The sequence below is a fragment of the Blastococcus sp. SYSU DS0753 genome, from assembly GCF_054051175.1.
The window spans coordinates 31,175-44,839 of record NZ_JBJHAT010000017.1 but is presented as its reverse complement, the minus strand read 5'-3'; the positions used below and the strand labels follow the sequence as shown (position 1 = coordinate 44,839).

The 13,665-nt window shown below is 72.9% G+C and carries 12 protein-coding genes; 9 read left to right on the top strand and 3 right to left on the bottom strand.

What is annotated here, in order from left to right; translation table 11 throughout:
- Positions 1 to 75 precede the first annotated feature (75 nt).
- Positions 76 to 1,485, top strand: a complete 1,410-nt coding sequence (locus ACI799_RS13760; protein ID WP_456613298.1) for a glycosyltransferase family 87 protein — start codon at positions 76 to 78, stop codon at positions 1,483 to 1,485.
- On the opposite strand, the gene ACI799_RS13755 is transcribed toward ACI799_RS13760, so the two are convergent.
- Positions 1,465 to 2,268: a deoxyribonuclease IV gene (locus tag ACI799_RS13755; RefSeq protein WP_456613297.1), complete on the bottom strand. Its 804-nt coding sequence runs from the start codon at positions 2,266 to 2,268 to the stop codon at positions 1,465 to 1,467. The two genes, ACI799_RS13760 and ACI799_RS13755, sit on opposite strands and share 21 nt — an antisense overlap.
- Before the next feature lie 355 nt (positions 2,269 to 2,623).
- On the opposite strand from ACI799_RS13755, the gene rpsF reads away from it, so the two are divergent.
- The 6 genes from rpsF (at position 2,624) to ACI799_RS13725 (ending at position 8,532) form a co-directional block, all read left to right on the top strand.
- Complete coding sequence (rpsF, locus tag ACI799_RS13750; RefSeq protein WP_236826531.1) at positions 2,624 to 2,911, top strand: 30S ribosomal protein S6; 288 nt, start codon at positions 2,624 to 2,626, stop codon at positions 2,909 to 2,911.
- Between the two features lie 2 nt (positions 2,912 to 2,913).
- Entirely contained in the window at positions 2,914 to 3,402 is a 489-nt protein-coding gene (locus tag ACI799_RS13745; RefSeq protein ID WP_456589617.1) for a single-stranded DNA-binding protein, read from the top strand.
- Between the two features lie 99 nt (positions 3,403 to 3,501).
- Positions 3,502 to 3,738, top strand: coding sequence for a 30S ribosomal protein S18 (rpsR, locus tag ACI799_RS13740; RefSeq protein ID WP_073422051.1), 237 nt, complete (start codon positions 3,502 to 3,504; stop codon positions 3,736 to 3,738).
- Positions 3,739 to 3,749: 11 nt separating this feature from the next.
- A complete protein-coding gene (gene rplI, locus ACI799_RS13735) occupies positions 3,750 to 4,196 on the top strand; it encodes a 50S ribosomal protein L9 (RefSeq protein WP_456589618.1) in 447 nt (148 codons plus the stop codon).
- A 789-nt stretch (positions 4,197 to 4,985) separates the two neighbouring features.
- A complete protein-coding gene (gene dnaB, locus ACI799_RS13730; RefSeq protein WP_456589619.1) occupies positions 4,986 to 6,356 on the top strand; it encodes a replicative DNA helicase in 1,371 nt (456 codons plus the stop codon).
- A gap of 247 nt (positions 6,357 to 6,603) precedes the next feature.
- On the top strand, positions 6,604 to 8,532 hold the full coding sequence (locus tag ACI799_RS13725; protein ID WP_456613296.1) for an Ig-like domain-containing protein: 1,929 nt from the start codon (positions 6,604 to 6,606) through the stop codon (positions 8,530 to 8,532).
- A gap of 130 nt (positions 8,533 to 8,662) precedes the next feature.
- Here ACI799_RS13725 and ACI799_RS13720 read toward each other — a convergent pair whose 3' ends face one another.
- Positions 8,663 to 9,859, bottom strand: coding sequence for a fatty acid desaturase family protein (locus ACI799_RS13720; protein ID WP_456589621.1), 1,197 nt, complete (start codon positions 9,857 to 9,859; stop codon positions 8,663 to 8,665).
- 26 nt (positions 9,860 to 9,885) lie between these two features.
- Positions 9,886 to 10,995 (bottom strand): ferredoxin reductase, encoded by a 1,110-nt coding sequence (locus tag ACI799_RS13715; RefSeq protein ID WP_456595989.1) that lies wholly within the window; start codon positions 10,993 to 10,995, stop codon positions 9,886 to 9,888.
- A 92-nt stretch (positions 10,996 to 11,087) separates the two neighbouring features.
- On the opposite strand from ACI799_RS13715, the gene ACI799_RS13710 reads away from it, so the two are divergent.
- Positions 11,088 to 12,320, top strand: a complete 1,233-nt coding sequence (locus ACI799_RS13710) for a PucR family transcriptional regulator (protein ID WP_456600251.1) — start codon at positions 11,088 to 11,090, stop codon at positions 12,318 to 12,320.
- The gene (locus ACI799_RS13705; RefSeq protein WP_456600252.1) at positions 12,317 to 13,636 is read left to right on the top strand and encodes a CoA transferase; all 1,320 of its coding nucleotides are present in this window, start codon (positions 12,317 to 12,319) and stop codon (positions 13,634 to 13,636) included. Before ACI799_RS13710 ends, ACI799_RS13705 begins: the two co-directional genes overlap by 4 nt.
- Positions 13,637 to 13,665: the final 29 nt, after the last annotated feature.

Below are 13,665 nucleotides of genomic sequence, written 5' to 3'. Positions count from 1 at the left end.
GGCCCGTCCGCCACCGCGGACGGGCCCGTGCTCGTTCCACGTGGAACTCCGCGCGGGTCAGCGCCGGATCGCGTGGTGCCCTCCTGGACCGATCCAGTGGTCCGGCAGGCCAGCGAAGCCGTCGGGGGCCCGTGGGGCCGCTTCGCCCTCACCGGCCGTGCGCTCTTCTGGACGCCGCTGCGCGTGTGCCTGCTGTTCGCCACGCTCGCGCTGGCCGTGGCCTGGGTGAAGCAGGCACCGTGCGCCGACGGCGACTGGTCGGGCTCCGTCCAGTACACGCACTTCTGCTACTCGGACACGGTGCCGCTGTTCGGGCTGCACGGGCTCGGCGACGGCGCCCTGCCCTACCTGGACTCCGCCGTCGAGTACCCCGTGCTCACCGGTGGGTTCATGGCGCTGGCCGCCACCGTCGCCGCCGGCTACGACCGGGCCGCGGCGGCGTCCGGGCTGCTGCCCGCCGTCCCCCCGGTGCAGAGCTACTACGTGGTCACCTGTCTGCTGCTGACCGCGTGTGCCCTGCTCGTGGTGCGGGCCACTCTGGCGCTGGCCGGCCGCCGGCCGTGGGATGCGGCGATGATCGGGCTGTCCCCGCTGCTGGTGGTGCATGCCTTCACCAACTGGGACCTGTTCGCGGTGGCGCTGGCCACTCTGGGGATGTGGGCCTGGGCCCGGCGCCGCCCGGTGCTCGCCGGCGTCCTCCTCGGCCTGGGTGCCGCCGCCAAGCTCTACCCGGCCTTCCCGTTGGCAGTCCTCTTCCTGCTCTGCCTGCGGTCGGGGCGGCTGCGGGTATGGCTGCGCACCGCGGTGGCTGCCGTGCTCGCCTGGGCGGTGGTCAACGTGCCGATCGCGGTGCTGGCGCCGGAGAACTGGTCGCGCTTCTTCCGGCTGAACAGCGCGCGGCCGGCCGATCCCGACTCCCTGTGGAACCTGGCGCTGCACGTCGCCGGCGACCAGCTGCTCGACGGCCCGCTGGCCGAGGGGCAGACCCCGACGGTGCTCAACGCTGCCGTCGCGGTGGCGCTGCTGGCCGGGCTCGCGGCCGTCGCATGGCTGACCTTGGCCGCGCCAGTGCGACCGCGGGTCGCCCAGATCGCCTTCCTGCTGGTCGCGGTCTTCCTGCTCACCAACAAGGTGTGGAGCCCGCAGTACTCCCTGTGGCTGCTCCCCCTGGCCGTGCTCGCCCGGCCCCGATGGCGCTCGCTGCTGGCCTGGCAGGCCACCGAGGCGCTGCTCTGGGTGCCCCGGCTGCTCTGGTACCTGGGCACGGAGAACCGGGGGATCGACGTCGAGTGGTTCCTCCTCGCGGTGACCGTCCGCGACGCGGCCGTCGTCGTCCTCATGGCGCTGGTCGTGCGGGACGTGCTGGATCCGGACCGGGACGTCGTGCGCACCAGCTGGCCCGGAGTGGACGACCCGGCCGGTGGGCCGCTGGAGCACGCTCCCGACCGGTTCGTGCTGCGCCGGTCAGCCCAGCGCGTCGCGTAGCAGCCCGATTTCGGCCGCGTGCGCCGCAGCGTCGCCCGGGGTCTCCAGGATCACCGGGCAGTCGGCAGCGCGCGCCACCTCCACCAGCACTTCGCGGGAGATCTCCCCGCCGTCGAGCGGCGCGTGGCGGTCGCGTCCGGAGCCCGCGGCGTCCCGGCTGTTGTTCAGGTGGACCAGGTCGATCCGGCCCGTCACCGCGCGGACGGCGTCGACGGCCGCGCCGAGGTCCCAGCCGGCGGCCCAGCCGTGGCAGGTGTCCAGGACGAAGCCGGCCCCGTACTCGCCGACGGCCTCCCACAGCCGGCCGAGCGCGTCCAGGTCGCGGGCCATCGCGTTGCCGCCCCCGGCGGTGTTCTCGATCAGCACGGGCACGGGGAAGCCGCCCTGCTCGGCCTGACGGGCGAACGTCTTGCGCCAGTTGTCGACGCCCACAGCCGGGTCGTCGCCGGCCAGCACGTGCCCGCCGTGGACCACGAGGCCGCGCGCGCCCACCTCCGCCGCGGCCTGGGCGTGCTTGCCCAGCAGCGTCCGGCTGGGGATGCGGATGCGGTTGTTCGTCGTCGCCACGTTGAGCACGTAGGGGGCGTGGACGAACAGCGCGAGGCCGGACTCGCGCAGCTGCGCGGCATCGGGGCGGGGAGGTGGCGCCTTCCACCCCTGGGGATCGGCGAGGAAGACCTGCACCGCGTCGGCGCCGACCTCCGCCGCCCGGGCCAGCGGGCCGGGGACGGGTGCGTCGTCCGCTCCGGTGCCCACGTGTACGCCGATGGGGTGCACGGCCATGCTGATCTCCGGTTTCTCGACGGGATGCGGGTTCACCCGTATCGCGCACGTCACGTCATCGTCGAGGCCGTGACCGGGGTGATCCGCCGGTCGTGGTGTCGCCTCGACGTGGAGCTAGCAGAACATGGCAACGGGTCGCCTTCGTCGCTCGGCCCGCCGGGGCCGCCCCGAGCTCGCGAGGGGGTGGGGAGGGACGGGGTCCCCCACGCCTGTGGACAGCGCCTGGCCCGCCCTGCTCCGCCGCTGGTAGCCTGGGTGCGCGCGTTCCGGCTCCTGCCGGGGCGCGCGACGCGTGTACGACCCTCCTGCTGCAGATTTCCTGCAGCCGCGAAGACCAGAGGAGGTGGGGTTCTCCGTGCGTCACTACGAACTGATGGTCATTCTCGACCCCGACCTGGAGGAGCGCACGATCGCTCCCTCGCTCGACCGGTTCCTGACCGTCGTCACCAACTCCGGTGGCACCGTCAAGACCGAGATCTGGGGCCGTCGCCGCATGGCCTACGAGATCAAGAAGCACGTCGAGGGCATCTACGCGGTCGTGGACATCCAGGCCGAGCCGGCCGCGGTGGCCGAGCTCGACCGGCAGCTGAACCTCAACGAGTCGGTCCTGCGCACGAAGCTGATGCGGCCCGAGGTCCACTGACCATGGCCGGCGAGACCGTCATCACCGTCATCGGCAACCTCACCGCCGATCCGGAGCTGCGCTTCACGCCGTCGGGCGCTGCCGTCGCCAACTTCACCGTGGCCTCGACGCCGCGGACCTTCGACCGCCAGTCGCAGGAGTGGAAGGACGGCGAGGCGCTGTTCCTCCGCTGCAACGTGTGGCGGCAGGCCGCGGAGAACGTGGCCGAGTCGCTGACCCGTGGATCGCGGGTCATCGTCAGCGGTCGCCTCAAGCAGCGCTCGTTCGAGACGAAGGAAGGCGAGAAGCGCACCGTCGTCGAACTCGAGGTCGACGAGATCGGCCCCTCCCTGCGCTACGCCACCGCCAAGGTCACCCGCGCCTCGCGCGGTGAGGGCGGCGGCGGCTTCAGCGGCGGCGGCGGTGGCGGCGGTGGTGGTTTCGGCGGTGGCGGCGGGGCGAGCGACCCGTGGTCGACGCCCGCCGGGCCGTCGGACGAGCCGCCCTTCTAAGAGGACCCTCCTGCCCCCCACGCCTCGCTCCGCTCGGCGTGGGCCCCTGCAGGAGGGCCACCCCAGGTCACCCACGCACTTCCCTCACTGGAGATATCAGTGCCCAAGCCCCCTGTTCGCAAGCCCAAGAAGAAGGTCTGCCAGTTCTGCAAGGACAAGGCGACCTACATCGACTACAAGGACACGACCCTGCTGCGGAAGTTCATCTCCGACCGCGGCAAGATCCGTGCCCGCCGCGTCAGCGGCAACTGCAGCCAGCACCAGCGGGACGTCGCCACGGCCGTGAAGAACAGCCGTGAGATGGCCCTGCTGCCCTACACCTCGACGGCGCGCTGATCATGAGCACGATGAAGCTGATCCTCACGCAGGAGGTCACCGGTCTCGGGTCCTCCGGCGACACCGTCGAGGTCAAGGGCGGCTACGGCCGCAACTACCTCCTGCCCCGCGGGCTGGCCATCGTCGCCACCCGGGGTGCGGAGAAGCAGGTCGAGTCGCTGCGCCGGGCGCGTGCCACCCGCGACGTCCGGTCGCTCGAGGAGGCGCAGGCCGTGGCCGGTCGCCTGTCCGGGCTGACCGTCCAGGTGCCGGCGCGCGCCGGTGACGGTGGCCGGCTGTTCGGCCGGGTCACCACCGCCGACGTCGCCGCTGCCGTGACCGCCGCCGGTGGCCCGGAGCTCGACCGTCGCCGGATCGAGCTGCCCAGCAGCATCAAGACCACGGGCCAGCACACCGTCACCGTGCGGGTGCACCCGGAGGTCAACGCTCAGCTGACCATCGAGGTCGTCGCCAGCTGATCGAGGCCCCTCTGCCGCCCGCCGCTCGCGACGGGACCGGGCAGAGGGGCGCCCCGTCCGCGCTCTCCCCGTGCTCGCTCGGGGTGAGCCATCGGACGAAGGCACCGCCCACGAGGGGCGTCGGACGCAGGTCCGGCGCCCCTCGTGGCGTCTGCGGGGCCTGGTCCCCTGACGCCTCCGCCGTGCCCCTGCCGGACCCCCCTGCTCGGCGTGGCCGGCCCGCCGGGTGCCCTGAGGACCGCTCTCGCGCCGTCCGACCGGGGCAGGGTGCCCGGGAGGGCGGGGATCAGCCGGAGCCCGCCACGGGGGCGCTGGGGCGGTCATCGCGCGCCGTCCACGAGGTGGCCGGCCGGTCACGACGCCACGTCCGGAAGGTGGCCGGCCGACCTCGCGGAGGGGACCGGTGCACCGGTGTGGCTCCTGGTACGACACCTCGGATTTTCTTCCTGGGTTTTCTCCGTCCACACCCGGTGGGCAGCGTCCCTGCAGGTCAACTGGCGGATGACCGCCGGCGCGGAGCGGCTGTCCCCGTACTCCTCCACATGTCGACATGCGTCCGTCCACCGACTTGTCCACAAGTTGTGCAGATCGGTGTGCACACCGGTGGTGGACGTGGCCCGCGCTGCTTCCTAACGTCCTCTCCGGCCACCGAGCGGACGTGACTGTCAGTCCCCTCCGGTAGGCAGGAGCCGAACACGTGTTCGGCATGGCGCCGTCCGCCGAGCTCGCGTACTTCCCCTGCGCGTGGTGGTGATGCGGGCGCGCCCGCAAGGAGATGGAGGTACCCCCGTGGCGGTGGCCGACGAGTTCAGCCGACCGTCCGCGACAGCGCCGGCGTACGACCGGCAGCCGCCGCAGGACGTCGCGGCGGAGCAGTCGGTGCTCGGCGGCATGCTGCTGAGCAAGGACGCGATCGCAGACGTCGTGGAGGTGCTGCACGGCAACGACTTCTACCGGCCGGCGCACCAGGTGATCTTCGACTGCATCCTCGACCTGTACGGGCGGGGTGAGCCGGCCGACGCGATCACCGTGGCCGCGGAGCTCAACCGCACCGACCAGCTGTCGAAGATGGGCGGCGCGGTCTACCTGCACACGCTCATCCAGTCCACGCCGACGGCGGCCAACGCCGGCTACTACGCCGCGATCGTCGCCGAGCAGGCGGTGCTGCGACGGCTGGTGGAGGCCGGTACCCGGGTCGTCCAGCTGGGCTACGGCGCAGCCGGTGGGAAGGGCGACGTCGACGACATCGTCGACCGGGCCCAGCAGGAGATCTACGACGTCACCGAGAAACGCATGAGCGAGGACTACTCGCGCCTCGAGGACGTCCTCCAGCCGACGATGGACGAGCTGGACGCCATCGCCTCCCGCGGCGGCACGGCCCGCGGTGTGCCCACGGGCATCCGCGACCTCGACGAGCTGACCAACGGCCTGCAGGCGGGCCAGATGGTCGTCATCGCGGCCCGTCCCGGCGTGGGCAAGTCGACCCTGGGGCTGGACATCGCCCGGTCGGCGACGGTGAAGCACGGGCTGCCCGCGGTCATCTTCTCGCTGGAGATGAGCAAGCACGAGATCACCATGCGTCTGCTGTCGGCGGAGGCGAAGGTGCCGCTGCACCACATGCGCGCCGGCTCCCTCTCCGACGAGGACTGGGCCAAGCTCGCGCGCCGGATGGGGGAGGTCGCCGACGCCCCGCTCTACATCGACGACTCGCCGAACATGACGATGATGGAGATCCGGGCGAAGGCGCGGCGGCTCAAGCAGCGCAACGACCTCAAGCTCGTGGTCATCGACTACCTGCAGCTGATGACGTCGGGCAAGCGCGTCGAGAGCCGCCAGCAGGAGGTCTCGGAGTTCTCCCGTGCGCTCAAGCTGCTGGCCAAGGAGCTCGAGGTCCCGGTGATCGCGATGTCGCAGCTGAACCGTGGGTCGGAGCAGCGCCAGGACAAGAAGCCGATGCTCTCGGACCTCCGCGAGTCCGGCTCGATCGAGCAGGACGCCGACATGGTGATGATGATCCACCGCGAGGACATGTACGAGAAGGAGTCCCCGCGGGCCGGCGAGGCCGACATCATGCTCGTCAAGCACCGCAACGGCCCGACCGCCAACGTCACGGTCGCCTTCCAGGGCCACTACAGCCGCTTCGTGGACATGGCGAACTGAGCCGCCCGGCTGTACGGCTGGGCGGGGCCCGGGACCGGTCGGTCCCGGGCCCCGCGGCATCTGGGGGGCACGGGGTCCGGTCGTGCTCGGCAATCCGTGCTGGTAGCCCCCGTGATGGGCTGCGAGCACCGTGCACGAACCCATCCGCGCAGCGCAGCGCCACGGTCTGCACCGATGCAGCCGGCAACCATTGTGGCCCGTGTCACCAGTGGGTTAGGAAGAGGTCCCCTCAGGCATAGGAGACCCGTTGTCCTCACATCCCTGGCGCCGGACGACCGCGTCGGTCATCAGCGCCCTGGCTGCGGCGGTGACCGTCACGGCCACCGCCTCCCCCGCGCTCGCCGCCCCCGCACCGGCCCAGCCGGTATCGGTCTTCCCCACGAACGACCTGACCGTTCCCGACCGGCAGCAGCTCACCGGCCTGCGGGTCGCCCTGCCGACGGAGAACTGCGGCACCGTCGTCACCTGCGGTCTCGTCGAGCGGCTCAACCAGCTCGACGGCTTCGACCTCGACCCGCGCATCGCCGTCCGCTTCAGCGCCCCGGTCGACCCGGCCCAGGTCGCCGAGCGGATCACCGTGCGGCAGGAGCGCGGCGGGTGGCGCACCGGCGTCGACCGCGTCGTCTGGGACCTGGCCACCAACACGCTGTACGCCCACCCCGTGGAGCAGCTCGCACCGGGCACCACGTACCGCATCGACGTGCAGGCCGGGCCGGCGAACTCGGCCACCACCGAGACCTTCACGACGCTGAGCGCCACCGACGGCCTGCTCGACCTGAACCGGCAGATCCAGTCGAACCGCGCGCTGCGCGAGCTCGGGATCGCGCGCCCCGGGCTGGAGATCGACGGCGTCGTCCCGGTGACGGGCTCGACGGTCACCTTCGTCCCCGACCGGCCGGCTCCCGGCACGCCGGGGGGCACCCCGGCCGGGCCGAGCGTCCAGCCGATCAACCTCCTGCCCGCCGGCAGCACGCTGGTGTTCGGTTCCTACCAGGCACCGTCCTGGCTCACCCCCGACGGCACCATCACCCAGACGCCGACCCGGGACGACGGTCCGGCGCCGGTCGAGGCCGACCGCCTGCCCTTCGTCGCCGTCCTCCCGCCCGGCCCCGCGCCGGACGGCGGCTGGCCTACCGCAGTCTTCGGGCACGGCTTCACCGGCTCGACGACCAGCGTGTTCCTCGCCGCCCTCACCAACGCCCGCAGCGGCATCGCGACCATCGGGACCAACGTGGTCGGGCACGGGTACGGCCCGGAGAGCACCTGGCAGATCACCACGGCAGCGGGCGAGACCCGGACGTTCCCGAGCTACGGCCGGGGCGTCGACCAGGACGGTGACGGGCTCTTCGGCAGCACCGAGGGCTCCTCGGCCACGGGCGCGGCCGGTGCGGTCTCGTCCCGGGACGCGCTCCGCCAGACCGCGGCCGACATCATGACGCTGGTCCGCTCGCTGGGCGGAACGGACGTCGACGGCGACCGGCGCGGCGACCTGTCCGGCGCGCGGGTCACCTACTTCGGGCAGAGCTTCGGTGGCATCTACGGCACCATGCTCGCCGGCGCCGACCGGGCGATTGCCCGCTCGGTGCTCAACGTGCCCGGGGGCCCGATCAGCGAGATCTCGCGCCTCTCGCCGGCCTTCCGGCCGCTCACCTTCCAGGCGCTCCAGGCCGCGGGTCTGGCGCCCAACAGCCCCGACGCCAGCCGCTGGTTCTTCGAGGAGCAGCTGCCGCTGCGCGGTGAGGGCCCGGTGACCGCGACCGCGCCCGGTGCCCTGGCCATCCAGGACTACCTGGCCAAGGCGACGTGGCTGACCCGACCCGGCAGCCCGGAGACGTTCGCGCCGCTGATCCGGCACGACCGGGTGCTGGTCCAGGTCGCGTTCGGTGACCAGACGGTGCCGAACCCGACGTCCTACACGCTGGTCGACGCCGGTGACCTGTGGTCGCGGACGAGCCTCTTCCGCAACGACGAGGCCACCACCGCCGCGCTCAACCCGCACGGCTTCCTGCTGGACGTCGCGCGGTTCCCGGTGGCCGCGATGCAGGCCCAGGGGCAGGTCGCGGCATTCCTCGGCCGCGGGGAGGTCGTCGACCCCGATCTCGACGGCCCGGTGTGGGAGGTGCCGATCAGCGACCCGACGTTGCTGTGGTCGCTGAACTTCCCCGGCCAGGGCTGATGCCCTGAGCGCCGGGGGGCGTTGCACGCGAGAGGCCCAGGACCACGACGGTCCTGGGCCTCTCCCGTTCACGGCCCTGCCCCGAGGCTCACCCTGAGCGAGCGAAGGGTGAGGTGGGCGGGGTCCTTTCTCAGGCGGCGGCGCGCATCAGCTCGCGGCGGACCTTGGGCCCGCCGGTGGTCATCTTGTACAGCTTGGCCAGCTGCGCCGGGGCGTTCTTCGGCGTCGTCTCGGCGAGCCAGCCGTTGGGCAGCGAGAGCCGGATGACCTTGTGCCACGCGCTCGCGACCTGCTTGTACAGCGGGGCGGAGTGGTAGGTCAGGTCGTAGCGGTCGAAGATCTCCTTCACCCGCGGGGCGATCTCGGCGTACCGGTTGCTCGGGAGGTCGGGGAACAGGTGGTGCTCCACCTGGTGCGACAGGTTCCCGGTCATGATGTGCATGGCCTTGCTGCCGGAGATGTTCGCCGAGCCCAGCATCTGGCGGAGGTACCACTCGCCGCGGGTCTCCCCCTCGATCGAGGTCTTCTCGAAGGTCTCCACGCCCTCGGGGAAGTGGCCGCACATGATGACCGAGTGCGACCACAGGTTCCGCACGACGTTGGCGGTGAAGTTCGCGGCCAGCGTCGGCAGGAACGACGGGCCCGACAGCAGCGGGTGGACGACGTAGTCCTTGGCGGCCTGGTTGCGGATCTTCTTCAGCACCTGCTTGGCGGCAGCCCGGAACTTCGGGTCGTTGCGCCGCTTCTTGGTTGCCAGGTTCTTGCCCAGCTCCAGGTCGTACGCGGCGATCCCGTACTCGAAGAAGCAGGCGTTGATGAAGTTCCACAGCGGCTGCGCCAGGTACAACGGGTGCCACTTCTGGTCCTCGTCGACGCGCATGATGCCGTAGCCGAGGTCGTTGTCCTTGCCGACGACGTTCGTGTACGTGTGGTGCAGCTCGTTGTGCGAGTGCTTCCACTGCGCGGCCGGGCTGGCCATGTCCCACTCCCACGTCGTGGAGTGGATCTTCGGGTCGCGCATCCAGTCCCACTGGCCGTGCAGGATGTTGTGCCCGATCTCCATGTTCTCGAGGATCTTGGCGATCGAGAGGCCGGCGGTGCCGAGCACCCACGCCGGGGGGAACTTGGAGAACAGCAGGACGGCGCGGCTGCCCAGCTCGAGCTTGCGCTGCACGTCGATGACCGTGCGGATGTACTTCGCGTCGTCCTCACCGAGGCTGTCGCGCACCTCCTGCCGGATGGTGTCGAGCTCCTTGCCGATGAGCTCGATGTCCTCGGCGGTCAGGTGGGCGATCGGGTTCTCGGGCTTCTTCTGCAGAACGGTCATGTGTCCGGCTCCTCGGTTCGGCTGGATCAGTGGTCGATGGCGCAGGCGCCGGCGGGGGCGCTGATGCAGGTCTGGACGAGAACGCCGTCGCCGACGTCCTCCGCGGTGGTGATCTCCCCGTTGCGCAGGTCGCGGACCGCGCCCTCGCGCAGGGGAAGCACGCAGCCGTAGCAGATGCCCATCCGGCAGCCGCTCGGCATGAGGACGCCGGCCTCCTCGGCGGCGTCGAGGATGGGGGTCGCGCCGTCCGCCTCGACGCTCGCGCCGTTCCTGGTGAAGGTGACGGTGCCGCCCTCGCCGGTGACGGCGATCCGCGGGCGGAAGCGCTCGGTGTAGAGCCGGTCGGCGATGCCGACCGAGGCCCAGTGCTCCTCCAGCGCCTCCAGCATGCCGACGGGGCCGCAGGCCCAGGTGGCGCGCTCGTGCAGGTCGGGCACCAGTTCGGCGATCGACCGCGCGTCGAGCATGCCGGCGCTGTCGGTGTGCTGCTCGATGAGCCGGATCCGGCCCTCGGCGGCCATCTGCCGCAGCTCGTCGCCGAAGACGACGTCGTCGGCGGTGGGCGCCGAGTGGACCAGCACGGTGTCGGCCAGGGAGTCGGCGTGGTTGCGCAGGATGCCCATGACCGGCGTGATGCCGGACCCGGCGGTGACGAACAGCGCCTTGGCCGGCACCTGCTCGGGCAGGCAGAACTCCCCGGTGGCCTGGTCGAGCTGGACGATCGTGCCCGGCTGCACGCGGTGCACCAGGTAGTTGCTGACCTTGCCGTCGGGGATGGCCTTCACCGTGATGGTGAAGCAGCCGTCGGCCCGGCCGAGGACCGAGGTGATCGAGTAGGCGCGCCACTGGCGGACCCCGTCGATGTCGACGCCGATGCGGACGTACTGGCCGGGCGTGTGCGGCAGCCAGTCGCGGCCGGGGCGGATCACGATGCTCGCCGCGTCCCGGGTCTCCCGCTGCACGGCCTCGATCCGACCGCGCAGAGCCGCACCCGAGCGGAGGGGGTCGAACAGGTCGAGGTAGTCGACCGGCAGCAGCGGGGTGGTCACCAGCTCGGCGAGCCTGAACACCCGGTCGCGCAGCGCGCTCCGCGTCGGCGGGCGAGCCGCAGCGGGGCGAGGGGCGGTTGCTGTCATGTACTCAGCTTTCCCAGTCCGAGCACCAGATACCTGTGCTCCGGATGTGAATCCAGCGGTAGCTTCTGTTCCGGCTGAACAAAGGAGACCCGATGTCCCCGGACCCGGCACCGTTCCCGGAGACCGTCGCGGAGGCGATGCGCGCCGAGCTGACGGCTGTCGCCGAGCGGGCGGTGGAGGAGATCATCGTGGGCGTCCCCAGCTACGCGGACGCGTTCGCCGGCCCGATGGGTCGCAAGATCTCCGCCGCCGTCGAGATGGCGTTGCGGGGCTTCCTGCAGGTCGCCGCCGCCGGGGGCAACGTGGACGCCGGCACCCCCGGGGGCCCGGTCGTCGAGGCCGCGTACGCCCTGGGCCGCGGTGAGGCGCGCAGCGGCCGCTCGATGGACGCGCTGCTGGCCGCCTACCGGGTGGGTGCGCGGGTGTCATGGCGGGACATGAGCGCCACCGCCGTCCGCACGGGAATGGACCCCGAGTCGCTCGCCCGGTTCGCCGAGCTGGTGTTCGCCTACATCGACCGGCTCTCCGCGGCGAGCGTCGCCGGGCACGCCGACGAGCTGGCCTCCAGCGGGCGCGCGCGCCAGCGCCTGCTCGAGCGGCTGGCGCGCGGGCTGCTGACCGGCAGTCCGCACACGGAGCTCACCGAGCTGGCGCAGCGGGCCGACTGGACGCCGCCGCGCACGCTGACCGTCGCGCTGCTCCCCGAGGGGCGGGTCCGCGGCGCGATGGTCTCCCTCGATCCGCGCACCCTCGTCGCGGCCGAGGACCTGCCCGGGCTGGACCCGGCCGGGGAGACCGCGGTGCTGCTCGTGCCGGACGCCGACGGCGCCCGACGCGGCGCCCTGCTGCGCGGCCTGGCGGGCCGCCGGGCCGTGGTCGGGCCGGCGCGCCCGTGGTGGAGCGCGCAGGCGTCCTACGGCCGCGCGGTGCGTGCCCTGCGGCTGGGCATGGCCGGGGCGGAGGATGGACCCCTGGACACCGATGCCCGGCTGGCCGAGCTGCTGCTGCGCGCCGACGAGGAGGCGCTGGCGGATCTGCGGGCCCGGGTCCTGGCCCCGCTGGAGGCGGTGGGCGAGGCCGCCCGGGAGAAGCTCACCGAGACGCTGCGCTGCTGGCTGCTGCACCACGGCCGGCGCGACCAGGTCGCCGCGGCGCTGTTCGTGCACCCGCAGACGGTCCGCTACCGGATGACGCAGCTACGTCAGCTCTACGGGCGCGGCCTGGAGGACCCGCAGACGGTGCTGGAGCTGACGATCGCGCTCGGTATCCCGCTGGCACCACCAGCGGGTGGGGCGCCGTCCCGCGGGCCCGGTGGGCCCGGGTGACCCTCCCGCCGGGCGCGGCCCGGCTGGTCGACGAGGTGGGGACGGCGATCGGCGCCGCATGGGATGTCGGCGTTCCACTGGTGCGCGCACGCACGGGGCTGGCCGGCCGCCTGGACGTCCCGGGGCTCGCGATCGGTGCGGTCGCCGCGCAGCTGCTCGCCGCCCGTGACGTCGGCGAGGTGGCGGAACGACCGCTCCACCTCGACGCGGGGCACGTGGCCGCATCCTTCGCCGGCGAACGGCACGTGAGGTTTCACGGGAAACCAGCCGGCGGCGGGTTCGCCCCGCTGTCCCGCTTCTGGCGGACCGCCGACGGCTGGGTCCGGCTCCACGGCAACTACCCGCAGCACCGCGCTGCCGCGACGGCGGTGCTGGGTGAGGACGTGGCGTCCGCCGCGCTCCGGTGGCGTGCCGAGGAGCTGGAGACGGCGGTGGTCGAGGCAGGTGGGGCGGCGGCGGCCGTCCGCAGCGAAGCCGTCTGGGCGGCGCACCCCCAGGCGGCGGCGGTGCGCGAGCAGCCCCTCGTCGCGGTGACCCACGTCGCCGAGCATCCGGGGCGCTGCGTCGCGCTGCGCGGGATGCGCGTGCTCGACCTGACGCGGGTCATCGCCGGCCCGGTGGCCACCCGGGCGCTCGCGGCGCACGGAGCCGACGTCCTGCGGGTCGACTCCCCGCAGGCGCCCGACGACCTCGGTCTGCTGCGCGACACCGGCGCGGGGAAGCGGCACGTGCTGCTCGACCTGGCCGACCGGCACGACCGCACCCGGGTGGAGGAACTGGTCGCCGGAGCCGACGTCGTCGTCCAGGGCTACCGGCCGGGGGCGCTCGACGGCCACGGCCTCGATCCCGGGTCACTGGCCGAGCGGCACCCGCACCTCGTCGTGGCCCGGCTGTCGGCGTGGGGCACGCGCGGCCCGTGGGGGAGCCGCCGGGGCTTCGACTCGCTGGTCCAGGCGGCGACCGGCATCGCGACGGCATACGGCGAGGGCGACGTGCCGGGCGCGCTGCCGGTGCAGGCGCTCGACCACGCGACCGGCCACCTGGCCGCAGCCGCCGTCCTGGGGCTGCTCGGCCGCCAGCGCACCGAGGGCGGCGGCTGGTGCGCGGACCTCTCGCTCGCCGCGACGGCCCACTGGCTGCTGGACGCCCGCCCCGGGGACGAGCGGCCGGGACCCCCGATCGATCCCGGGCCATGGTTGGTCGAGCTGCCGTCGCCGGCCGGGCCCGTCACGGTCGTCGCCCCGCCGGGGCGTCCTCCGTGGACGGCGGGAGCGCTGCTGCCGCCGAGCACCCGGCCGCGGTGGCTGCCCCGCTGACACCGTCCGACCCGTGGGACGAGCGGCAC